Below are 20,367 nucleotides of genomic sequence, written 5' to 3'. Positions count from 1 at the left end.
GTGCCACGGAAAATGCGTTAATGCGTCGTCATCCGTTCAGCGGGCATCAAGCCCGCCAAACCGGGCCTTAGAAACCAACCGCACAGCCATCCTTGCGCGAGTCAGATCCGGCAACATATCCGGCCTCGGTTTTGGCAATAAGCTGCGCCCCGCCAAAGCCGAAATTGGTTTGATCAGGCGTTTCGACCAAAATGTTATGGCCCTTGGCGCGCAAGGCGTTGATCGTGTCATCGCCCAAAACATGCTCGACCGCCACGTCCAACCCCGAAATGGCCTGCCAGCGCGGGGCATCGGCGGCGGTTTGCGGGTCCTGACCCCAAAGCTGGGTACGGAGCGTCATTTGCAAATGGCCCTGTGCTTGCATCGGCCCGCCCATCACGCCAAAGCTCATAACCGGGTTGCCATCCTTGCCCATTAAAAAGGCCGGGATAATGGTTTGAAACGGACGCTTGCCGCCAGCCACCAAATTGGGATGACCCGGCTTTAACGAAAAGCCGTAACCCCGGTTTTGCAAGCTGATCGAGGTTCCCGGCACCACAACACCGGAGCCAAAGCCCAGATAGTTGGATTGAATAAACGACACCATCATGCCGCTTTCATCGGCCGCCGTAACATAAACCGTGCCGCCATGCTCGGGCGCACCCGCCTTGAAATCCTGTGCGCGTGCCGGATCAATCAAGGCTGCCCGCGACGCCAGATATTTGTCTGACAGCAGATGTTCCACCGTTACATCGCGCATATGGTCGAGATCGGCGACGTAAGTATGCAAATCGGCAAAGGCCAGTTTCATCGCCTCGATCTCAAGATGCAGCACTTCGGGGTCGTCGGGCCCATATTGGTCAATTTTGCAATGGCGCAAAATGCCCAAGGCCATCAGGGCCGAAATTCCCTGCCCGTTTGGCGGAATTTCATGCAGGGCCACATCGCCATATTCCTGGCTGATGGTGCCACACCAGTCGACCGTGTGGTTGGCAAGGTCTTCCTCGTTTAAGGCTGCCCCATGTTCGCGGGCAAAATCGGCAATTTTTTTCGCCAGTCGGCCTTTGTAAAAACTGTCCCCGCCGGTCTGGGCGATATCGCGCAGGCTTTCGGCCATGGCCGGGTTTACAAACAGCTCGCCTGCTTTGGGGGGACGGCCACCGGGCATAAAGGCTTCGGCAAAGCCGGGTTTATCATGCAAAACTTTTGCGCCATTGGCCCAAAGCTGGGCAATGATTGGCGATACGGCAAAACCCCGGCTGGCATATTCGATGGCGGGTTCAAACAGCTTTTCAAACGGTAATTTGCCAAATTTATCCGAAATGGCCCGCCACGCCGACACCGCACCGGGCACTGTTACCGATTCCCAACCGCGTTGGGGAATATGATCCTGCCCGGCAAAACGTTCGGGCGACCATGCGGCAGGGGCCCGGCCCGAGGCATTCAAACCATGCAATTCCTTGCCATCCCATATAATGGCATAGGCATCAGAGCCCAAACCATTGCCGGTTGGCTCTACCACCGGCAGGGCAATGGCAGCGGCCAGCGCGGCATCGGCGGCATTACCGCCCTGGGCCAGCATCCGCAACCCGGCCTGTGCGGCCAGAGGTTGCGATGTTGAAACAATATTGCGCGCCAAAACCGGTGACCGGCGCGAGGCATAAAGCCCTTCGGTGGTGAATTTCATCGGGTTAATTCCTCCTCGCGACAGTCAAACGACTGCGCCTTTTTGTCCGTTGTCTTTTTTATGGGCTTTCCAGATCGACCGGATGCTGAAGATAACCGACAACACAGCGGCTGCCAAAAACAGGGCTGAAATCGGCCGGGTTAAAAACACCGTCCAGTCGCCATCACTCATCAATGCGCGGCGCAAATTGGTTTCGGCAATCGGGCCGAGAATAACGCCCAGAACCAGGGGTGCCAGCGGATAGTCCAGACATTTCAAAATGTAACCGACCAACCCGATGATGCCGAGCAGATAAAGATCACCCACCCGGTTATTCAGGGCAAAAGCCCCGATTACACAGCAAATCATCACCGTGGGCACAATGAACTGCTTGGGAATATCGGTAACCCGCAAAAACAGCCGCATCGAGGCCACACACACCACCAGCATCATAAAGCTGGCAACGGTCAGGGCGATAAACATGCCATATACCAGATCGGCATGGTCCAAAATCAGGCGCGGACCAACGCTTACCCCGTGCACCATCAGGGAGGCCATTAAAATGGCGTCCACCGCCGACCCGGGAATACCCAGCGAAATCAGCGGGATCAAACCACCGCCGGCCGTTGCCGAATTGCCTGCTTCGGAGGCAACAACACCATCGGCAATGCCCTGGCCAAATTTTTCCGGCGTTTTGGAACTGCGTTTGGCCTGGTCATAGGCCAGCAAATTGGCAATCGATCCCCCGGCACCGGGCAGTGCACCAATCACAACACCCACCATCGAGGACCGGATCAAATTAACCGGGCGCCCCAGAACTTCGCGCATCACTTCCCAGGTTTTGAAATCGATGCTTTTGGGGATCAGCGCATGGTTCACCTTTTTGCCATGCACCTCGACCTCGCCCAAAAGCTGGCTGATGGCGAAAATACCAATCAGCACCACCAGAAACGGCAAGCCGGGCGATAACAAATCCATGTCAAAAGTCAGGCGCGGGCGGCCCATCATCGGGTCCGGCCCGATGGTGGCAAGGCCCAGCCCGATCACACCGGCAATCAAGCCACGGATCAGCGAATTACCTACCAGACTGGCCACAATGGTCAGGGCAAAAACGATCAGTGAAAAATATTCCCACGGGCCAAGGCGCACCGCCACAATCGCCAGCGGCGGGGCCGCCACAATCAGCACCAGTGTTGAAATGATCGTCCCGAAAAACGACGCCCAAACGCCGAGCGATAACGCCCGCCCCGGCTCGCCATTGCGCGCCATGGGAAAGGCATCAAACGTGGTCGCAACCGAGCTTGGCGTACCGGGAATACCCAGCAAGGCCGCACTGATCAGCCCGCCGGTATAACCGCCCACATACACCGCCAGCATCACCGAAATGCCCTGAAGCGGCTCCATGGCAAAGGTCAGCGGCAAGGTCAGGATGATGGCCATTGTCACGGTAAAACCGGGGATCGCAGCGGCAACAATACCGGCAACCGAGCCGATCAACATATAAAGCAGGGTATCAAAGGCAAAAACCTGATGCGCGCCCTGAAAAAAAGCATCCAACATATGTCTGAACTTTCAGCGGTATGTGACGGTGTTGTATCGGTGCCTAAAAGGCAATCAGAACGCCACGCGGCAGGAAAACATTGAAAACATCGGCAAACAGCATGTTCAGCCCGAACGAAAACACCAAAGCGGCGATAACAGACTGAATAACCGTGCGGCGCGTGACACCCGCGATCAGCAATTGTGCGATCAGCAAAAAGCCAAACGTTGCCAGCGAAAAGCCCAGCGTGGACAGCACGGCAAGGTAAACCACCAGCAAGCCGTATATCGCAAAGGAAATACGCCGGATTTTAAGCCAGCGACCAAAGGCATAAACCGCTTCCGGCATGCCGCCATTGCGTTGAATATCGATAACCGACTTGATCGCCGCAAACAGGCACAACACCGCTAAAACGATGAAAACCAGCTTGGGAAAAGAGCCAGCCCCCAGCGGTTCCCACCGCGATGCCGGTAATGCCGATGCCCGCCAGGCGCAATAAACCGCGCTTAGGCCAAAAACAATGTAGGAAACCAGCCGGGCCAGTTCATTTCGGGCCCGCGTGGCGGCAGATGCCAGTGCATCCGCCGCCGCCGGTTTCGGGGTATTGGCCGTCATCCCTGCAACTTGCCGACCAGCTTGGTCACATCGGCATCAAGTTTTTCGAGATAGGCTTTGTAATCATCCTCGCCGACAAACACATTGTCGGAACCGGCATTTTTCATTTTTGCCTTGATATCATCAAGCGCCATGGCCTTTTTCAAATCATCGGCCAGCTTGTCAACAATCGGCTGCGGCGTGCCTTTGGGTAAAACAACGCCGCGGGTCACTGCCATTTGCAAATCATACCCCTGTTCTTTCATGGTCGGAACATCGGGTTCTTCGCCGGTACGTTCTTCAGTACCAACACCGGCAAACAAAAGGTCGCCGTTTTTAACAAATTCGCCTGCCGAGGCCACATCGCCAATCGCAATATCAATATTACCACCCACCAGCGCACGGATACGTTGGCCGGTATCACGGAACCCGACATAGCTGAACTGAACACCAAGGGCGTCTTCGATCATGGCCATGTGCAAATGCGGCACACCGCCCAGGGTTACACCGGCGCGAACCTTGCCGGGGTTGGCCTTGGCATAGGCTTTAAGCTCTGCCAGGTTTTTGAAATGATCGTTTTTCGACAGGGTCAGATATTGCGGCGATGATGCCACCAGCGCGACCGGAATAAAGCTGTCCCAATCAAGGTCCGTGATGCCGGTTTTATTTGCCGTTAACAAACCTTCATGGATTTGCGAAATCGTGTAGCCATCTGCCGGGCGCTTGGCAAATTCCTTAAGGCCCACCGTGCCGCCAACGCCGGGCATGTTGATAATCGGCACCGGCTGACCGGTCACTTCCGACAGGCCAAGGCCCACAATGCGCATCAAGGTGTCGCTGCCGCCACCCGGGCCCCAGGGAACAATAAATTCGATCGGTTTATTCGGATAATCCTGCGCCATAACCGGCGTTACCGCCGCCGCTGCAATCATCAATCCCGCCGCCATCGCAATTTTGTGAAACATATCTCCAGCCTCCTGATAAGTGGTTCATCATTTCCTCAAACCATTTCAAAGATGGTTCGTTATATTTATGACAATATTGTTTGCACCTTCGTTGCTGCGACGCAAGCACAAAAACACAAATTTGCCACAAAATCGCAACCTTGCAGTTCGCAGTTGCAAAAACTCTATACAGAAATGGCGTTTTATGATTAGAACCATTAACGGATTAAATCGTAATTGGTTTGGATTGGTTCAAGATGATAGATCTGGGAAGCGGCGCACATCTCTACCTTATATGGGGCAGCGCCATGCTGTTTGCGGGCGTGGTTGGCGGCATTATGGCTGGATTACTGGGCGTTGGCGGCGGCATTGTGATTGTGCCGGTGCTGTATCATTTCCTGTCTGTGATGGGGGTCGATGAAAGCATGCGCATGCAAATTGCTGTTGCAACATCGCTTACCACCATCATCGCCACGGCCCTGTCATCGACGCGCAGCCATTATAAAAAAGGCGCGGTTGATGTGGCCCTGCTTAAACGCTGGGGCCCGGCCATTGTTGTTGGCGTTATTATTGGCACGGCCATTGGCGGCCATGTTGACGGGCGGGTATTAACGGCGGTTTTTGCCGTTGTTGCCCTGCTGGTGGCGGCCAACATGATGCTGGCGCGCGACCGATCAACCGATTCGCAAAAAAACCCGCCCAAATCGGTTTGGGCTGTTTTGGGGGTTCTGGCCGGGGGTTTGTCGGCCATGATGGGCATTGGCGGCGGCACCATTTGTGTGCCGTTGCTCAGCTTTCTGGGCTATGACATTCGCAAAGCCGTTGGCACGGCAGCGGCCATTGGCCTGATCATTGCCCTGCCTGGCACCATTGGCTATGCCATGTCGGGCATCGGCATTGAAGGTCGGCCACCTTTTTCGGTGGGCTATGTCAATGTGTTGGCAGCGGCCCTTCTGATACCCATGACCGTGCTGTTTGCCCCGGTCGGTGCGCGCATTGCGCACAGCATTCCCCAGCGCGCCTTGCGCATCTGTTTTGGGCTTTTCCTGCTGATTACGTCAATTCGCATGTTCCACGACCTGATTTTTTGATACGTCAATGCTTCTGATTGCACCCGAAACGTGATTCGCAACAAGAAACACAACTGCCATGAATGAAATTTCAACACCGGGACTGGCCGAAACGCTGCGCAATGCCTTTGACCAGGGACAATATGTGGAAAACGGCCGTGTCATTGCCGAACGCAGCCTGGCTGAAAAACTCGCCGTTGGCCGCCGCGCCCTGCGCAAGGCGCTGGACGAGCTTGAATCTGACGGGCTGATCTGGCGTCGCCAGGGACAGGGCACCTTTGTGGGCACCCCGCCCACCCCGCGTTTACGTCGCCTTGAAGGGCTTGCCACCAAAACCAGCCCCTATGAAATTATGGAAGTCCGCCTCGAAATTGAACCCTCGATGGCGCGCTTTGCCGCCCTGCGCGCCTCCCAGGCCGATATTGATGCCATGCGCACCATGGTCGAAAATGCCGCCAGGGCCAAAAATCAGGCCGAATATGAAAAATGGGATTCGGCCTTTCATCAAAAGCTGGCCGAAAGTGTGCGCAACACCCTGTTTCTCGCAGTGTTTGAAGCCGTGAATGCCGTCCGGCGCGATGCGGCATGGTCGCGCATGCGCGAAAGCACGCATTCCGACCGCCTGATCACCAGCCTGTCCGAACAACACCGCGCCATTGTCGAGGCCATCGAAATGCGCGACCCCAACCGCGCCGAAGAGGCCATGCGCGCCCACCTTTCACAGGTCGAACGGGCCTTAAACCAGAACTGACCCTGCAAAACCACGACGATGTGTCGCTTTGCGCCCTCCCCGCCACGCATCCCTCGCACCACCAAAACACCGTTCTGCATCCCGTCCCGCTGCTGGCCCAAAATCCCGTTGCAGCCCGGCGAACTCAGCGAATTCCCCACGATCCGCCTGTTTTGCCACCGCTCCCCCGCAACCAAAATACGGGCGAAACCAAACCAACACGCCACCCTCGTTGACGCGCCTCTAGCAGGCAACATTGCACGCCCAAACGGCATTGCAGCGCGCGCCCGCGCCGCGCCCCCGCAATCCCCCCTCTGTCAACCCGTTCAAAACCGGCCCAAAGCCCGTGCCCGCCGCGATCCCACATTACCTGCCCTCGTGATGCGCGCCTCACACCCGCGCAGCCACATTCGGGCAACATTAATGAGCGACGGTCCTGCCCACCATCGCGGCTGCGCACCAATCCCGCGTTATCGCCTAGCCCTGCACCATGAAAGTCTTTGACTTTTTGCAACAGATTAAATTGCATAAAATATTCAATTTTTCGAACGGGCTGGAAAAAAGCCGATATCGGGTTGTTATCATGATGTATTTGCGCGCGCACTTGCTGCGAACCGGCGCGAATTGATGTCAACCGCATTACTTTTCATATGATGACTTTACAAGCCATGGTCTGAACCATACATTCCCGATCAGCGAACACCCGTCCGGATCAGGCGCGCCGGATGACAGAGCCCTGCTTTGTACCGTACTATTGTATGAGTTTTGCAAAGTCAGGCGGTTTTTGCGGTTTACACAGGCAATCACGGCACCATTGGTGACTGTCTGGCAGGTCGTAAATTCTGTTGCCCCTGAGCGCACTGCGATAACGGATGATCAGATCCAACCCACAGGAGAACCCGATGCTGAGCGGAAAAAATTATATTGCTGGCGAATGGCTGGACGGACCCGATGTCTTTCAGGCCGACAATCCCGCAACCGGCGAAAAACTGCCGACCAAATTTCAGCAGGGCACGGAAGATCATGTTGATCAGGCAGCCCGTGCTGCCAATGAATGTGCCGAAGAATTTGCCGCAATGGCACCGTCCAAACGGGCCGGTTTCTTGCGCGCCTGCGCTGATGAAATCGATGCGCGCGGCGATGAACTGACCAAATTTGGCAATCTCGAATCGGCCCTTCCGCCCGCACGTTTGCAGGGCGAACGCGGTCGTACCGTTGGCCAGCTGCGTTTCTTCGCCGACTGGATCGAAGAAGGCTCGTGGTTTGAAGCCCGCATCGAAACTGCACAGCCCGACCGTGCTCCGCTGCCCAAACCCGACATCCGTTCGATGTTCAAGGCCCTTGGCCCGGTTGGCGTTTTTGGCGCATCGAACTTCCCGCTGGCATTTTCGGTTGCCGGTGGCGATACCGCATCGGCTCTGGCCGCGGGTTGCCCGGTCGTATTCAAGGCCCATGCCGCCCATCCGGGCACCTCGGAACTTGTGGCACAGGCCATTGATGCCGCGATCAAAAAAACCGGCATGCCCAAAGGCGTGTTTAGCATGGTTCACGAGGGAGGCCACGTTATTGGCCAGTCGCTGGTCGCCCATCCCATGATCAAGGCTGTCGGCTTTACCGGGTCCACCGGTGGTGGCCGTGCGCTGTTTGATATTGCCGTTAGCCGCCCGGAACCGATCCCGTTTTACGGCGAACTGGGCAGCAACAACCCGGTTTACCTGATGCCCAACGCGATGGCGAAAAATGCCGCTGGCATTGCCAAGGCATGGGCCGGGTCGCTGACCATGGGTGTTGGCCAGTTCTGCACCAATCCGGGCCTTTTGCTGGCCCTTAAGGGTGACGATCTTGACACCTTTGTGACCACCGCCGTTGCAGAACTGGGCGGCGTTGCCAGCCAGGCCATGCTGACCGACCGGGTTTCAAGTGCCTATCACGATGTCAACAATGCGATGGCAAAACACCCCAAAGTCACCTCAGCACTCAGCCGCCGCGATGGCGATGGCCCGTTTGAAGGCAGCCCCGCTGTTTACCGCGTTTCTGCCGCCGACTGGGAAGCAAACCCCGAACTGGCCGAAGAAATGTTTGGCCCGGCGGGTATCATTATCGAATGCGACAGCACCGATCAGATTTTGACGATTTCCGCCAAACTGCACGGCCAGTTAACCGCCACCATCCAGATGGATGATAGCGACGCCGAATTTGCCGGCAAGCTGCGCCCGCTTCTGGAAAAATGCGCTGGCCGCATCCTGATCAATGGCTGGCCGACCGGCGTTGAAGTGTGCCATTCGATGGTTCACGGCGGCCCCTACCCGGCAAGCACTGACTCGCGTGCAACCTCGGTTGGCTCGCTGGCGATCAAACGCTTTGTCCGCCCGGTCGCCTATCAGGCCTTCGCCGATGCCCTGCTGCCCGACGCGCTGAAAGACGGCAACCCGCTGAACATTCCGCGTCTGGTCGATGGCAAATGGCAGTTGCCGAAATAATCACCGGCACCACACATCTGCGATAAACTGACAAAGGCGCTGCATTTATTTTGCAGCGCCTTTTGTTTTGGCAAAATGCTCTGAGACCTCATCAGTATTTTAATATTTTGATTTTGTGTTCATAATTAAAACATGACACACCGACCACAACCAGAACGCTTAAGGCCCAACAATGGTTACAATATCAAAATCCATTAAAAATCAATTTCAGCGTATTCCCCGCAGAGTGATCGATTTGTTCATACAATTAATGATCGTTCTGTCGATCATTGAATTTTCCATTGAAACATTACCCGATATTTCAAACGAAACGAGAAGACTACTTTCAGCCTTCGAAATTTTTTCGGTTACCGTGTTTACAATTGAATACATCGCACGGGTGGTTTTTTCAAAAGACAAGAAAGCATTCATCTTCTCGTTTTTTGGCATAGTAGACCTTTTGGCAATTTTGCCATTTTATCTGTCTACAGGGTTAGATCTCAGGTCTATCCGGGCTTTCAGATTGCTAAGGTTAATACGTATCCTGAAGCTCGCCCGGTACAGCAAGGCGATGAAACGCTTACATCTCGCTTTCATGATTGCAAAAGAAGAAATTGTACTTTTTACGTTTGTATCCCTGCTGATGATATATTTATCTGGTGTTGGAATATATTATTTTGAAAATCCTGCCCAACCGGATTCATTTAAATCCATTTTCCATAGCCTATGGTGGGCCGTCGCAACGTTAACCACGGTAGGATACGGAGATATCTACCCGATCACCGTTGGCGGAAAAATATTCACTTTTTTAATTCTGATTGTTGGCCTCGGTATCGTTTCAATCCCCGCAGGAATTGTCGCATCGGCACTCTCAAAGGCCAGAGAAATGGAAGACTGATAACACACTACAAACGCCACGATACTTCGCTTAACAATCGTCGAAGTATCGGCAAAATGTCGCCGGACTTCTTAACTCTCCCCACGCGGCACGCCATTTTCGTCTTCACTGCCCCGCTGATATCGAAATGTGCCGCTGGCACTGCCGATAATCTTGCCCTGTTCATTTACCGCCGTCGCCGTGGTGAAAATGATTTTGCGACCGCCGCCCTGTCGCTGTGCTGTGACACGCACGGTTTCGCCTGCCTTTGCCTGCCCCATGAACTGGGTTGTTAACGACAGGGTTAAACAACGGCGAATATGCCCCGGTACCGGGCAATAACAACAGGCATAGCCAGATGCGGTATCAAGCATCGTTGCCAACACACCCCCATGCAAAATCCCCGCACGGTTACAATGCTGCGCTGCGACATCCAGGGTTACAACGGCCTCGCTCGCGCGCCATTCGACCAGACGATATCCCAGCATTTCCTGAAGGCCACTGCCGTGTTGCTGCTCGAAAGCAAGATTGTCACCGCCGTTGCTCATAGGACCTCTCCTTTTACAATATGTTCCATTTCCTCACATGATTGATGAATTTTTTACGCATAATGACTGCAACAAATCAGCAATCCTTTGAACTAAAAACATAAATAAAGCACTTTCATTGTGCGACGCAAAAACATGAAATTCATATATTTCAACACCTTAACGCTTATCGTTCTCCAAACAAGAACGGGGGAAGCGCAAACCGGTGATAGTCGGCAATGCTGGCCTTTGTTAGCTTCCAACTCAAGGAAAACGACCCAAACCTGTTCTCTAAAAGGAGACGACAAAATGGCTACTCTCGCATTTGACAGCGCCCCTGTTGCCCGCACCGAACCGGCTGCTGCAAAACCGAAATTCGGCTGGTTTATTAACTTTCTCGAAGCTGTTCGCGTGGCACAGATCCTGCAAAACAGCCCCGCCCGTGATCATACTGCCCTGATCAACGAATGGCGCGACAACATGCTGGGTGCGAAGAACTAATCGTTCTTCCCCCCGCTTTAATGACGATCCGCAATAATCGCGCTTGACCGCTTCATTGCAGGCGACCTAAACGATTATATGCAAAAGTTTGATATCGTCACGATCAGGCTGTTCGTCGCCATTGTTAAGGCCGGCAGCATTAACGAAGCAGCCCGGCGCGAACATATCGCAACATCCGCCGTCAGTCGCCGCATTGGCGAGCTTGAGGCCCTGTTGGGTGTGCGCTTGTTGCGACGCTTGCCACGCGGCGTGGAACCGACACCGGAAGGCACGATTTTCGCCCGCTACGGCGAAAAGCTGCTCGGTGATCTGCGCCATCTGTCAAACGAGTTGCGCGATTTCAACTATGGCGAAAAAGGCGAGATTTTTCTGGCCACGGTGACGTCAGGCATCCTGACGGGATTGCCGACCTATCTGGCTGATTTCGGGGTGGATTTTCCCGGTATCACGGTTGATGTCAGTGAACTGACCAGCCGGGAATCGGTGGATGCCGTGCGCGATGGCCGTGCGGATCTGGCCGTGGTGGCCGATAATATTGGCCGGTACGACCTTGATTATCATGTTTTTTGCGATGATCCGATCTGGCTGGTAACGCCTAAAGGCCATCCGTTAATTCCCGATCCGAAAAATCCGCAGCCGGTTCATTTTGCCGATGCCATCAAATATCAGATCATTTCCCTGCATGAAGGCGGGGTGATTGACGATCTGATCAGCGAAGCGGCCAGCAAACTCAACCACGACATGCACCCCCATATCAAGGTGATGCGCTTTGGCTCGCTCCGCCGTGTGATTGCCGCCGGGCTTGGCATTGGCTTTTTACGCCGGTCCAGCGTTGAAGAACACCTGCCGCACATGAATATTTCCGGAACGCCAATTGCCGATGACTGGGCCAAGCGCCAGTTGCTGATTGTGCATGAAGCCGAAAAGAACCTGTCGTCGGCCACCAAAACCTTGCGCGATTATCTTTTGAAAAAATCCCACGCCGCCGCCTCGCCGGAATAACATTGCCCCGGCACAGCGGGCCAAATGTTAAAGGCCGTGCCCGCATGCTCTTTGTTCGGGTTATGAAGGCGCCAACCTGCACGGGTCCAGTGGCTCCGGCTCGGGGATATGGCTGGGTAAAACAGCGGCCTGGCGGGTTGTTTTTTGCGCCTGGCGCAAAATCAGATCGGGTAATTCGCCCCATGTGCCAAGCGGGGCCAAAACATGGGCGCGCTCTGCCGCATCAAGCACCATCATTTCAGGCAAATCAAAGCGCGCATGTACACCGCCCCCCGCCAGCAATGGTAAAAACATATTATTGCGCGATGTTGTCATTGAGCGCCAGTCTGTCAGCGATGGTGCGCCTTCCACATTGGCAACCCGAACCGACAATTCAGGCACCACATTGATAATGCGTTGGGCCAGCCAGACTTGCTCGGCCAGTGGCTCGGTCAGGGTTTTAAGCCCGTGAGGCACCAAAAACAGCGTTGTTTCACCGGCCTGCCAGGTGTTAAGCGCAAGGGCGCGCACAATATGGTCGGCCACCATCGGCACAAATCCGCGCAAACCGGTAACCGGCGGCAATACCATGGCATCATGCAAACCGGCATCGGCCAGAATGCTCGGCATTTCCTCGGTCACAAGGTAACCCTCGCTAAAAAACAGTGGCACAACCACCAGCCGGCCTGCTTTTCCCTGTGTCTTTAAATCGGCCAGAACTGACGCCAGATCGGGGGTGCTGCGCATATAGGCGTGGCACACACACCCGTTCCAGCGCGCACGCAAACCATTGGCCAGTTCACCGGCGGGGTTGCCCCCTTCGGCACTGGTCCCATGGGCAACAATCAATAATGTCGTTTTACCACGATAGGGCATGAATAACCGGTCACCTTGCAGTCTTGTAAAACAGCATAACGCCGCTGCGATAAAAACGGATACGTAACCAAACCCCGATTTGATCAAAAATTTTGCATTAATCGTATCCTGGCCGGTTTTTGCCTGCTTTTGTAAAAATATGGTGCCTTGCGGGAATAAAACATCCCCCTGCTGTGTCTGACAGGATGAAGACGTTTTTCCGCCCCCGCCCAACCTGCAAACCAAACGTTGTTCATCCCCTGTCGTGGCGGTGCTATTTGCGCTGCCAAATCTTTAAAAAGGACACCGCGATCATGTTTAAAACCATCCTTGTTGCCGCCACCCTGTGCCTTGCCAGCGCCAGCAGCGCCCTTGCCGCCCCGGTTAAAACAGGCGATACCGGCCTTGGCACGGTCTTGACCGGCGAAAATGGCATGACCCTTTATACCTTTCAAAAAGACGGTAAGGATGTGTCAAACTGCTATGACAAATGTGCCGCCAACTGGCCGCCTTTAATGGCAACCGACGGGGCCATGGCCGATGGCAAATATTCCATCATCGCCCGCAAGGATGGCAGCAAGCAGTGGGCGCACGATGGCAAACCGCTTTATTTCTGGATCAAGGACAGCAAACCGGGCGACACCACCGGAAATGGCGTTTTGAATGTCTGGGATGTTGCGCGTCCCTGATAATGTGCCCCTGATGCGGCACATTGGCCCCGGCCCGGATATGACGGCCACAAAAAGGCACCCGGCATGAAAGAACCAGGCATTCTTGAACTGATCCCCAACTTGCGTCGCTATGCGCGTGCCCTTGTGCGCAACAGCCACGACGCCGAGGATCTGTTGCAGGACTGCCTGGTGTCGGCCTATGGCAATGCGCAAAGCTGGCGCGGCATCAATCGCAAGGCATGGCTGATGACGATCATGACCAATTTGAATTATAACCGCCTGCGCAAGCAACGCAGCACGCGCGCGATATTTGACGAAGACACCCATGATATTGCACAAACCGTTGCCAGCCCAGGCAGCGGCGATTTTGCAACACAAGACAGCCTGCACCGCGCTGTTGAATTGCTTGATCCCGACCAGCGGGCTGTTCTAATGCTGGTGGCGATTGAAGGACACAGCTATGGCGAATGTGCCGATATCCTGCAAATTCCGCAGGGAACGGTCATGTCCCGCCTGTCGCGCGCCCGGAAATTTTTGGCCCAATACCTGTCGATGCAAAATGGCGACGATACAGACGGCACAAAGGCCCCCAATGTGATTGCGTTATGGAGACCAAAATGACCCGGCAGGACAATGACGATATCGGCGAAGACGACCTGCATGCCTATGTCGATGGTCATCTGACGGCTGACCGCCACCACGCGGTTGAACAATGGCTGGCAGACAACCCGGATGCTGCCGCCGAGGTCGCAAACTGGCAAACGCAAAACAATGCCCTGCGCGATCTTTTCCCGCTTGTCGCCACCGCCGACGACCCCCTGATCGATCAGCAGGCCCGCATCCATGCCCAATCCACCCCCGATGAAACAATGACGGATGACGGCATCACCACGACCGATACACCGGCCACAGCGAACACCGCCCCCGACACCACCGGGCGGCGATCGCGCCGCGCCAATCATCCCGGTCGCCTGCAACCCTTTGTAAATATGGCTGATGGCCCCATAGGGCCATTAGCCCCGCCTGCACCGGGGTTTTACAGCGATGAAACCCTGTCGGAAAATGCATCGCCCCGCCGGGCCCGCTATCCGTTCCGGCAAATGGCGGCGGCGGCAATGGTTTTTATTGCCGGGGGCATTGGCGGTGCTGCCATCATGGAAACCGCCATACCAAAACCAGCCCCGCTGTCGCTTGATTATGTACAAACCCTGCCCGAAGCATCGCGCGCCGGATATGGCATTTATGCCAGCGAAGTGCGCCACCCGGTCGAGGTTTATGCCGACCAGAAAGACCATCTGGTCGGCTGGCTGGGCAAACGGCTGGGCATTTCATTTTCCGCCCCCGACCTTGGCACACAGGGGTTTCATCTGGTGGGTGGGCGGCTGGTCCCCTTTGCTGGCAAACCCGGCGCGCTGTTGATGTATGAAGACACCACCGGCCAGCGGTTAACCCTGCTGGTCGGCCATGATCCGGATAATCGCAGCACCGGTTTTCGCTATCAGACGTCGGGCAATATCGAAACATTCTATTGGGTTGACGGCGCCATCGGCTATGCGCTGAGTGGCGAAATCGACAAGGCCCATCTCGAAGATGTGGCCATGACCATTTATCAACAACTTGGCACCTGATTAAATCAGTTTGGGAAACAGTATGTCACTCGTTCGGTTGATTGTGCATATTTAAAAACAACGTAAGCTGGCTCCAACACATGTCACCCTGAGACAGGAGCCGACAATGATTAACATACGCAAATCAGCAGACCGTGGCCGGGCCGATTTTGGCTGGCTTGATTCTCACCACAGCTTTTCGTTTGGTCATTATTACGATCAGAACCACATGAGCTGGGGACCATTACGGGTTATTAACGAAGACCGTGTCACCGCCGGGGCCGGGTTTGACCCGCACCCCCACCGCGACATGGAAATCATTTCCTATGTCATCGACGGTGCGCTTGAACACAAGGACAACATTGGTAACGGGTCGGTTATTCGCCCCGGTCGCCTGCAACGCATGAGTGCGGGCACCGGCATTCGTCACAGCGAATATAACGGGTCAAAAACCGACCCGGTTCATTTCCTGCAAATCTGGATCATCCCTGAAAAACAGGGCATTGAACCGGGATATGAGGAAATGGACATTGCCGCCCCGTCAAACGATTTGCAGCTTATTGGCAGTCGTTCAGGGCGGGATGGTTCGATTACCATTCATCAGGATGTCGATCTTTATGCCGCCCGCTTAACCGCAGGCAGCACCGTTAACCATACTTTGCCCGCAGGCCGTGTTGCCTGGTTGCAAATGATCAACGGCACGCTGGCCGTGGGGGACACCACCCTAAATGCCGGTGACGGTGCCGCCATTGCCAACGAAGACCTTCTGAAATTGCATGCACAAACCGATATCGAGGCCCTGTTGTTTGACATGGTTGCCTGACGGCTTGTCACATTATCCCCAATTTGCATCGCATGATGCCCGCAAAATTTACGGAGAATTCCAATGAACACTTCCCTTACCCCGTCTGGCGCCCGCCCCATCATCCCCGCCCTTGCCAATGTCTGGGCGGCTCTTGAACCCCTGTCATGGCTGATCGTTCGGGTGACCACTGGCATTTTGTTAATGCCGCATGGTGCAGGCAAACTGTTTGGCCTGTTTGGCGGCTATGGCCTTGAAGGTACCGGCGGCTATTTCGACAGCATCGGTTTTCATCCGGGTTATCTCTTTGCCCTGCTGGTTGGCTCGCTTGAATTTTTCGGCGGCGCGCTTCTGGTTCTGGGTCTTTTGACCCGCCCGGTAGCAGCGGCTGTCGTTGTTTTCATGACCGTGGCGTTTTTTATTCATCTGCCCAATGGTTACGCCTGGATCAATGCCGGTTTTGAAATGCCGGTTCTGTGGGGCATGATGGCGCTTTCAATCCTTATTCGCGGCGGCGGTAAAATCTCGCTGGATCGCAAACTGGGTTTTGAATTTTAAAACCCTCAATACCCCTATCAATTGAATGCATCAAACGGGATACCCTTTTGGGATATCCCGTTTTTTGTTGTTTTTCAACGCCCTGTCATGCATCCCCATATGGGGATACGGGCGCATATCAAAACTCTTTAAAGTTGCAAACAACACGAGGACCGCGACAGGAAAGCAGGAAAGCAAACCGATGAGCAAAGCCACCGCAACGGCCCCTACCGGCCCTGGCACCATGACAAAAGCCCCGCATCCGTCTTTTCAGGCGGTATCGGACATTATTGTCAAAGGTGCCGCAATACCGGCAGGCCGGGGGCAGGCACCCACGGCAGCGTCGCCTCTCGCATCAGCTAACCACGATGACCTGTTGCTTTCTTTTATTGTCTGGAACATCGAAACCGGTCGCACCGCACGCCCCACCCTGTTCTCGCATTGGCTTGATGCCCCATAGGCACCCACAAACCCGTTGCGGCCACAATACTACGGGTGCATTTTATCTTACTTTTTCAACCACATGCTTCATATTGTGATGCATTGTCTTTTTACACTGCCCGGCACAAGGGAAACTTCCATGTCTGACGCACCGTCAATCATATTTGTCGATGACGATCCCAATGTCCTAAGTGGCCTGCGCCGCCGGGTTCGGGTCAAACGCCCCAACTGGCGTTTGCAATTTTGCGACAATGGCGAAGAAGTGCTGGGTCTTTTGCAGTCCCGCCACAGTGTCGATGTCATTGTATCAGACATGCGCATGCCTATTATGGACGGCGCAGAACTGTTTCGCAAAGTCGCCCGCCTCTATCCCGAAATCGGTCGTATCCTGCTTTCGGGCTATGCCGACGGGCATGCCAATTTGCTGGGAACTTCCGCGACCCATCATTTCCTGATGAAACCCTGCGATGACCAGTCGATCATTAATGCCATCGAACGCGCGCTGATTTTACGATCTTATTTGCGTGATCCCTATTTGCTGGGCGTTATGTCCTGCCTGCCGGGCCATTATTTGTGGCCAACCGCCTTTCGTAACCTGCAAACCGCGCTGTATCATGAAGGGCCGGTATCGGAAGACACACTGGCCCTTTACGCCATGGACCATCCCGAATGTGTGGCCTTTGTGCAGCATTACGCCGAACGCGAAGGGCTGGTTGCCGAAAATAGCACCAACACCCTGCATCACCTTTTTACGGTTTTGGGTGTTGAAAGTGTAAAAGCACTGGCCTTGTTGTTTGAAATTTACGGCAAGGGCGATCTGGCAACGGCAAAAGACGACCCCGAACTGTCGCGTGCCCTGATCATGGCCGAAATTGCGGCACGACTGGGCCGCCGCGAAAACAGCGAATTCGAAAATATCGATGCCATTCGGGCCGCCGCGATGCTGGCCCATGTTGGCAGCAAACTGATCGAAACCGTGCTGCCCAACCAAAGCATGACCGCCCGGCACATTGCCGATAAAAACCAGTGCGACATCATATCGGCGGAAATTGACGTGATGGGCATCAGCCACGCCGGGTTATCGGCCTGTATGGCGGCCTTATGGAGCTTTACCCACGAAATAATCGAGGATATTGCCTTTCACCACCGCCCCGAATCCGCCCCGACCGGCCGCTCTGCGACCCTGGCAATCGTTTACGCAGCCCAGCATTTCGCCCGCGAATATGGCCGTTCGGGCCGTCTGGTCCATGAAAAATACCCGATTTCGGAACGCTATCTTGCTTCGGTTGGTATCGGGGAAAAATGGGCATCATGGTCCAACATTGCGCGCGAAACCCTTAGAACACATGAAATGCGATAACCGGTATCACGGCTCACCGTCACACGTTCCCCGTATAATTCCGCCAACACAAAATATCAAAACCCCGGTTTAAACCTGCCATGGCAGATCGAAAACCGGGGTTTTTCACATGTAAACCATCCTCTATCGCCCTTTAGCGCGGGCAAAGAGAACCGCTAAACTGTTATTTTCCGTCAATGCTGGCCATCGCCTGTATATCACACCTGGCACCGGGGCGGGGGCAACGCCGCCCGCACCATCACGCCTGCAAATGATGATCGGGCGACAGCGGAAGATTAATCACAAATTCTGCCTCGCCCACCAGACCGTCGGTCAAAATCAGATCGCCGTTAAAGTCGTCCTGAATCAGTTTTCGGCAAATTGGCAAGCCCTGCCCGGTACCAACGCCGTGTTCTTTGGTGGTAAAGAAATAATCAAAAATACGATTGCGCAATTCTTGGGGAATCCCGCCACCATTATCACGGACCCGGATTTCAAGATTATTATCCACCCGATAAACCACCACCGAAATTTTGCCATTCCGGTTTCCGCTGCTTGTAATCGCCTGTCCCGCATTCACAATCAGGTTGATCAGGGCCTGTGACAGATGGTTGCGTCGGCCGACGACTTCGGTCACATCGGCATGGTAACTATAATCAAGTTGCGCTGTATGTTTGATCTGGTTTCGGGTCAGGGTGATGGCAGTTTCAATTTCGTCGGGCACCGAAACTGCTTCGATCGTCTCATTGGTCGGATGGGCAAATTTGCGAATGCCACGGACAATTCCGGCAATACGCTCCAGCCCCTCCAGACTTTCGCGCAGGGCAAGCGGAACTTCTTCTGCCATAAATTCAATGCGGTCGCTGGCAATTTCAAGCCGGGCGGTTCCATCCTCATCACGGCGGATCGCCCCGGTCAGTTCCTGAAAACTGTCGGACAAAAATTCCAGATTATTGTGGATATACTGGGCGGGCGTGTTTATTTCGTGCGCCACCCCGCCGGCCAATGTGCCCAAGGCATGCATTTTGGCATATTCGGCCGCTTCTTCCACCACATGCTGTTGCTGGCGGGCGACCTGGGCGTCCATATCGGCGCGCAGGGCACGGTGCCGGTTATGCAGCAAAAATGCCAACAGCCCGATCATAACGATCAGGCCAAACAAAAACAGATAGGACAGCTCTTCAATATCGTTTTTGACACCGGCGATATTGTTGGAATTGTAAAACGAAACATAATTGGTCGTCAGAACCGCCACATCCTGAATTTCCCCCGACATGGCCCCCAGCCGTTGCTTGATCAGATTAACAATCTCGGCATGCGGCAAGTCGGTGGCGATTTGTGCATCAAGGTCCGCGACAATCGCGGTAAGCCGGTCAAGCAGGTCTACCGCTTCGGGGATGTGATGCAGGGTCGAAAACCCGCTGCCCCCGCGCACAATCGAAACCCGGCTGACAAACAGGTCATAATCAAACAGGATATCGTCATAGGTTAATGATCCCTCCCGTTCGTCCTCGGCAAACAGCAAAATATCGCGGTCCAGCACCAGATACTGTTTCTGAATCTGAAACACCGCCCAGGCAAAGTTTTCGCGATAGGCAAAACGTTCATCTTCCAGCTGGCGCACAATCGCCATGGAATAAAAATAATAAACGCCCACAAACAGGGTCAGAACCAGAATGGCGATCCCGTTTGTAATAAAGGAAATGCTTTTCTTGCGATCAAGGTTGGGCATCAATCAGTTTCACCTGCCAGACAGCATAAGACCAGTATCGATCTGTCTGGAAAGACGGGTCCCTGTCAAACGGGAAAATTACCCAATAAGGCCCCTTCTCGCGGATCGACATGGTTTTACCATCCAGCTGATAGGCCAGAATGGCCCCGTTTTCTGTCAATTCTGACACGGGAATGGTGACACTGTAATCATTGAGAGCCGACACCAGCACTTCTTCTTCAGTGATACCAAATTTTTTGAACAAATCGGCAAACAGCACCCCTTTAAAAACATGCTTTCCCGCAGTCCAGGGCGTATTCGTCTCAATTTCGGTTACCGGAAGCTTGACCAGATCCTTATAGAACAAAACGGTTTTGCTGCCCGCAGCATTTATCACCGTAAGCTCGTTATGGGCCTGTGCCGCACCGCCTGGCAACATGATCACAGCCAGCATAACGGCAAATGCCATTTTGGTCAGAAGTTTCAACATATTCCGGTTCCCCTTCATGGAACGTCCCCTGATGCCGCAACGCGAC

At 54.4% G+C, this 20,367-nt stretch carries 21 protein-coding genes; 13 read left to right on the top strand and 8 right to left on the bottom strand.

What is annotated here, in order from left to right; all coding sequences use genetic code 11:
* Window positions 1-67: 67 nt before the first annotated feature.
* The 4 genes from TMES_RS01765 to TMES_RS01750 are packed head-to-tail and all read right to left on the bottom strand — an operon-like array spanning window position 68 to window position 4,744.
* Window positions 68-1,666, bottom strand: a complete 1,599-nt coding sequence (locus TMES_RS01765; protein WP_085578848.1) for a gamma-glutamyltransferase family protein — start codon at window positions 1,664-1,666, stop codon at window positions 68-70.
* Between the two features lie 24 nt (window positions 1,667-1,690).
* Complete coding sequence (locus TMES_RS01760; RefSeq protein WP_085578846.1) at window positions 1,691-3,205, bottom strand: tripartite tricarboxylate transporter permease; 1,515 nt, start codon at window positions 3,203-3,205, stop codon at window positions 1,691-1,693.
* Between the two features lie 43 nt (window positions 3,206-3,248).
* Window positions 3,249-3,800 (bottom strand): tripartite tricarboxylate transporter TctB family protein, encoded by a 552-nt coding sequence (locus TMES_RS01755; protein WP_085578844.1) that lies wholly within the window; start codon window positions 3,798-3,800, stop codon window positions 3,249-3,251.
* A complete protein-coding gene (locus TMES_RS01750; RefSeq protein ID WP_085578842.1) occupies window positions 3,797-4,744 on the bottom strand; it encodes a Bug family tripartite tricarboxylate transporter substrate binding protein in 948 nt (315 codons plus the stop codon). The genes TMES_RS01755 and TMES_RS01750 overlap by 4 nt, the downstream gene beginning before the upstream one ends.
* 236 nt (window positions 4,745-4,980) lie before the next feature.
* Between TMES_RS01750 and TMES_RS01745 the strand changes: the two genes are divergently transcribed.
* The 4 genes from TMES_RS01745 to TMES_RS01725 all read left to right on the top strand — a co-directional run bounded on the left by TMES_RS01745 (window position 4,981) and on the right by TMES_RS01725 (window position 9,880).
* Window positions 4,981-5,814 (top strand): sulfite exporter TauE/SafE family protein, encoded by an 834-nt coding sequence (locus TMES_RS01745; RefSeq protein ID WP_085578840.1) that lies wholly within the window; start codon window positions 4,981-4,983, stop codon window positions 5,812-5,814.
* A gap of 58 nt (window positions 5,815-5,872) precedes the next feature.
* The gene (locus TMES_RS01740) at window positions 5,873-6,544 is read left to right on the top strand and encodes a FadR/GntR family transcriptional regulator (RefSeq protein ID WP_085578838.1); all 672 of its coding nucleotides are present in this window, start codon (window positions 5,873-5,875) and stop codon (window positions 6,542-6,544) included.
* An 881-nt stretch (window positions 6,545-7,425) separates the two neighbouring features.
* Window positions 7,426-9,003, top strand: coding sequence for an aldehyde dehydrogenase (NADP(+)) (locus tag TMES_RS01730; RefSeq protein WP_085578834.1), 1,578 nt, complete (start codon window positions 7,426-7,428; stop codon window positions 9,001-9,003).
* A gap of 172 nt (window positions 9,004-9,175) precedes the next feature.
* Entirely contained in the window at window positions 9,176-9,880 is a 705-nt protein-coding gene (locus TMES_RS01725; RefSeq protein ID WP_085578832.1) for an ion transporter, read from the top strand.
* 71 nt (window positions 9,881-9,951) lie between these two features.
* Here the strand turns inward: TMES_RS01725 and TMES_RS01720 are convergent, their stop codons facing one another.
* Window positions 9,952-10,407, bottom strand: coding sequence for a PaaI family thioesterase (locus tag TMES_RS01720; protein ID WP_085578830.1), 456 nt, complete (start codon window positions 10,405-10,407; stop codon window positions 9,952-9,954).
* 288 nt (window positions 10,408-10,695) lie between these two features.
* Here TMES_RS01720 and TMES_RS01715 point away from each other — a divergent pair, with 288 nt between their 5' ends.
* Window positions 10,696-10,887: a hypothetical protein gene (locus TMES_RS01715; RefSeq protein ID WP_085578828.1), complete on the top strand. Its 192-nt coding sequence runs from the start codon at window positions 10,696-10,698 to the stop codon at window positions 10,885-10,887.
* Window positions 10,888-10,965: 78 nt separating this feature from the next.
* Window positions 10,966-11,889 carry a LysR family transcriptional regulator gene (locus tag TMES_RS01710; RefSeq protein WP_085578827.1) on the top strand — a complete coding sequence of 308 codons (924 nt, stop codon included), beginning with the start codon at window positions 10,966-10,968 and terminating at the stop codon, window positions 11,887-11,889.
* 60 nt (window positions 11,890-11,949) lie between these two features.
* Here TMES_RS01710 and TMES_RS01705 read toward each other — a convergent pair whose 3' ends face one another.
* Entirely contained in the window at window positions 11,950-12,744 is a 795-nt protein-coding gene (locus tag TMES_RS01705; RefSeq protein WP_143589505.1) for a sirohydrochlorin chelatase, read from the bottom strand.
* A gap of 293 nt (window positions 12,745-13,037) precedes the next feature.
* Here TMES_RS01705 and TMES_RS01700 point away from each other — a divergent pair, with 293 nt between their 5' ends.
* The 7 genes from TMES_RS01700 to TMES_RS01670 all read left to right on the top strand — a co-directional run bounded on the left by TMES_RS01700 (window position 13,038) and on the right by TMES_RS01670 (window position 18,141).
* Window positions 13,038-13,412 carry a COG4315 family predicted lipoprotein gene (locus tag TMES_RS01700; RefSeq protein WP_085578823.1) on the top strand — a complete coding sequence of 125 codons (375 nt, stop codon included), beginning with the start codon at window positions 13,038-13,040 and terminating at the stop codon, window positions 13,410-13,412.
* A gap of 66 nt (window positions 13,413-13,478) precedes the next feature.
* Window positions 13,479-14,015 (top strand): RNA polymerase sigma factor, encoded by a 537-nt coding sequence (locus TMES_RS01695; RefSeq protein ID WP_085578821.1) that lies wholly within the window; start codon window positions 13,479-13,481, stop codon window positions 14,013-14,015.
* Window positions 14,012-15,022 carry an anti-sigma factor family protein gene (locus TMES_RS01690; RefSeq protein WP_085578819.1) on the top strand — a complete coding sequence of 337 codons (1,011 nt, stop codon included), beginning with the start codon at window positions 14,012-14,014 and terminating at the stop codon, window positions 15,020-15,022. The genes TMES_RS01695 and TMES_RS01690 overlap by 4 nt, the downstream gene beginning before the upstream one ends.
* A 106-nt stretch (window positions 15,023-15,128) precedes the next feature.
* A complete protein-coding gene (locus TMES_RS01685) occupies window positions 15,129-15,824 on the top strand; it encodes a pirin family protein (protein ID WP_085578817.1) in 696 nt (231 codons plus the stop codon).
* A 63-nt stretch (window positions 15,825-15,887) separates the two neighbouring features.
* A complete protein-coding gene (locus TMES_RS01680; RefSeq protein WP_085578815.1) occupies window positions 15,888-16,361 on the top strand; it encodes a DoxX family protein in 474 nt (157 codons plus the stop codon).
* A 181-nt stretch (window positions 16,362-16,542) separates the two neighbouring features.
* On the top strand, window positions 16,543-16,800 hold the full coding sequence (locus tag TMES_RS01675; RefSeq protein ID WP_085578813.1) for a hypothetical protein: 258 nt from the start codon (window positions 16,543-16,545) through the stop codon (window positions 16,798-16,800).
* 120 nt (window positions 16,801-16,920) lie between these two features.
* Window positions 16,921-18,141, top strand: a complete 1,221-nt coding sequence (locus TMES_RS01670; protein ID WP_158091170.1) for a response regulator — start codon at window positions 16,921-16,923, stop codon at window positions 18,139-18,141.
* A 238-nt stretch (window positions 18,142-18,379) separates the two neighbouring features.
* Here TMES_RS01670 and TMES_RS01665 read toward each other — a convergent pair whose 3' ends face one another.
* Both TMES_RS01665 and TMES_RS01660 read right to left on the bottom strand, forming a co-directional pair.
* Complete coding sequence (locus TMES_RS01665) at window positions 18,380-19,852, bottom strand: sensor histidine kinase (RefSeq protein ID WP_085578809.1); 1,473 nt, start codon at window positions 19,850-19,852, stop codon at window positions 18,380-18,382.
* A complete protein-coding gene (locus TMES_RS01660; protein WP_085578807.1) occupies window positions 19,839-20,339 on the bottom strand; it encodes a putative pterin-binding protein in 501 nt (166 codons plus the stop codon). The genes TMES_RS01665 and TMES_RS01660 overlap by 14 nt, the downstream gene beginning before the upstream one ends.
* Between the last annotated feature and the right edge of the window lie 28 nt (window positions 20,340-20,367).

Origin of the sequence: Thalassospira mesophila, assembly GCF_002115755.1 — a bacterium.
Taxonomy (GTDB): Bacteria; Pseudomonadota; Alphaproteobacteria; order Rhodospirillales; family Thalassospiraceae; genus Thalassospira; species Thalassospira mesophila.
This window is presented reverse-complemented; position numbering and strand designations above follow the sequence as displayed.

Excerpts from the sequence above, each read along its gene's own strand:
- TMES_RS01725 (WP_085578832.1), top strand. The coding sequence starts at position 9,176 with ATGGTTACAATATCAAAATCCATTAAAAATCAATTTCAGCGTATTCCC.
- TMES_RS01730 (WP_085578834.1), top strand. The coding sequence starts at position 7,426 with ATGCTGAGCGGAAAAAATTATATTGCTGGCGAATGGCTGGACGGACCC.
- TMES_RS01680 (WP_085578815.1), top strand. The coding sequence starts at position 15,888 with ATGAACACTTCCCTTACCCCGTCTGGCGCCCGCCCCATCATCCCCGCC.
- TMES_RS01755 (WP_085578844.1), bottom strand. The coding sequence starts at position 3,800 with ATGACGGCCAATACCCCGAAACCGGCGGCGGCGGATGCACTGGCATCT.
- TMES_RS01710 (WP_085578827.1), top strand. The coding sequence starts at position 10,966 with ATGCAAAAGTTTGATATCGTCACGATCAGGCTGTTCGTCGCCATTGTT.
- TMES_RS01665 (WP_085578809.1), bottom strand. The coding sequence starts at position 19,852 with ATGCCCAACCTTGATCGCAAGAAAAGCATTTCCTTTATTACAAACGGG.
- TMES_RS01700 (WP_085578823.1), top strand. The coding sequence starts at position 13,038 with ATGTTTAAAACCATCCTTGTTGCCGCCACCCTGTGCCTTGCCAGCGCC.
- TMES_RS01750 (WP_085578842.1), bottom strand. The coding sequence starts at position 4,744 with ATGTTTCACAAAATTGCGATGGCGGCGGGATTGATGATTGCAGCGGCG.
- TMES_RS01690 (WP_085578819.1), top strand. The coding sequence starts at position 14,012 with ATGACCCGGCAGGACAATGACGATATCGGCGAAGACGACCTGCATGCC.
- TMES_RS01675 (WP_085578813.1), top strand. The coding sequence starts at position 16,543 with ATGAGCAAAGCCACCGCAACGGCCCCTACCGGCCCTGGCACCATGACA.
- TMES_RS01695 (WP_085578821.1), top strand. The coding sequence starts at position 13,479 with ATGAAAGAACCAGGCATTCTTGAACTGATCCCCAACTTGCGTCGCTAT.
- TMES_RS01660 (WP_085578807.1), bottom strand. The coding sequence starts at position 20,339 with ATGAAGGGGAACCGGAATATGTTGAAACTTCTGACCAAAATGGCATTT.
- TMES_RS01740 (WP_085578838.1), top strand. The coding sequence starts at position 5,873 with ATGAATGAAATTTCAACACCGGGACTGGCCGAAACGCTGCGCAATGCC.
- TMES_RS01670 (WP_158091170.1), top strand. The coding sequence starts at position 16,921 with ATGTCTGACGCACCGTCAATCATATTTGTCGATGACGATCCCAATGTC.
- TMES_RS01705 (WP_143589505.1), bottom strand. The coding sequence starts at position 12,744 with ATGCCCTATCGTGGTAAAACGACATTATTGATTGTTGCCCATGGGACC.
- TMES_RS01745 (WP_085578840.1), top strand. The coding sequence starts at position 4,981 with ATGATAGATCTGGGAAGCGGCGCACATCTCTACCTTATATGGGGCAGC.
- TMES_RS01685 (WP_085578817.1), top strand. The coding sequence starts at position 15,129 with ATGATTAACATACGCAAATCAGCAGACCGTGGCCGGGCCGATTTTGGC.
- TMES_RS01715 (WP_085578828.1), top strand. The coding sequence starts at position 10,696 with ATGGCTACTCTCGCATTTGACAGCGCCCCTGTTGCCCGCACCGAACCG.
- TMES_RS01765 (WP_085578848.1), bottom strand. The coding sequence starts at position 1,666 with ATGAAATTCACCACCGAAGGGCTTTATGCCTCGCGCCGGTCACCGGTT.
- TMES_RS01720 (WP_085578830.1), bottom strand. The coding sequence starts at position 10,407 with ATGAGCAACGGCGGTGACAATCTTGCTTTCGAGCAGCAACACGGCAGT.
- TMES_RS01760 (WP_085578846.1), bottom strand. The coding sequence starts at position 3,205 with ATGTTGGATGCTTTTTTTCAGGGCGCGCATCAGGTTTTTGCCTTTGAT.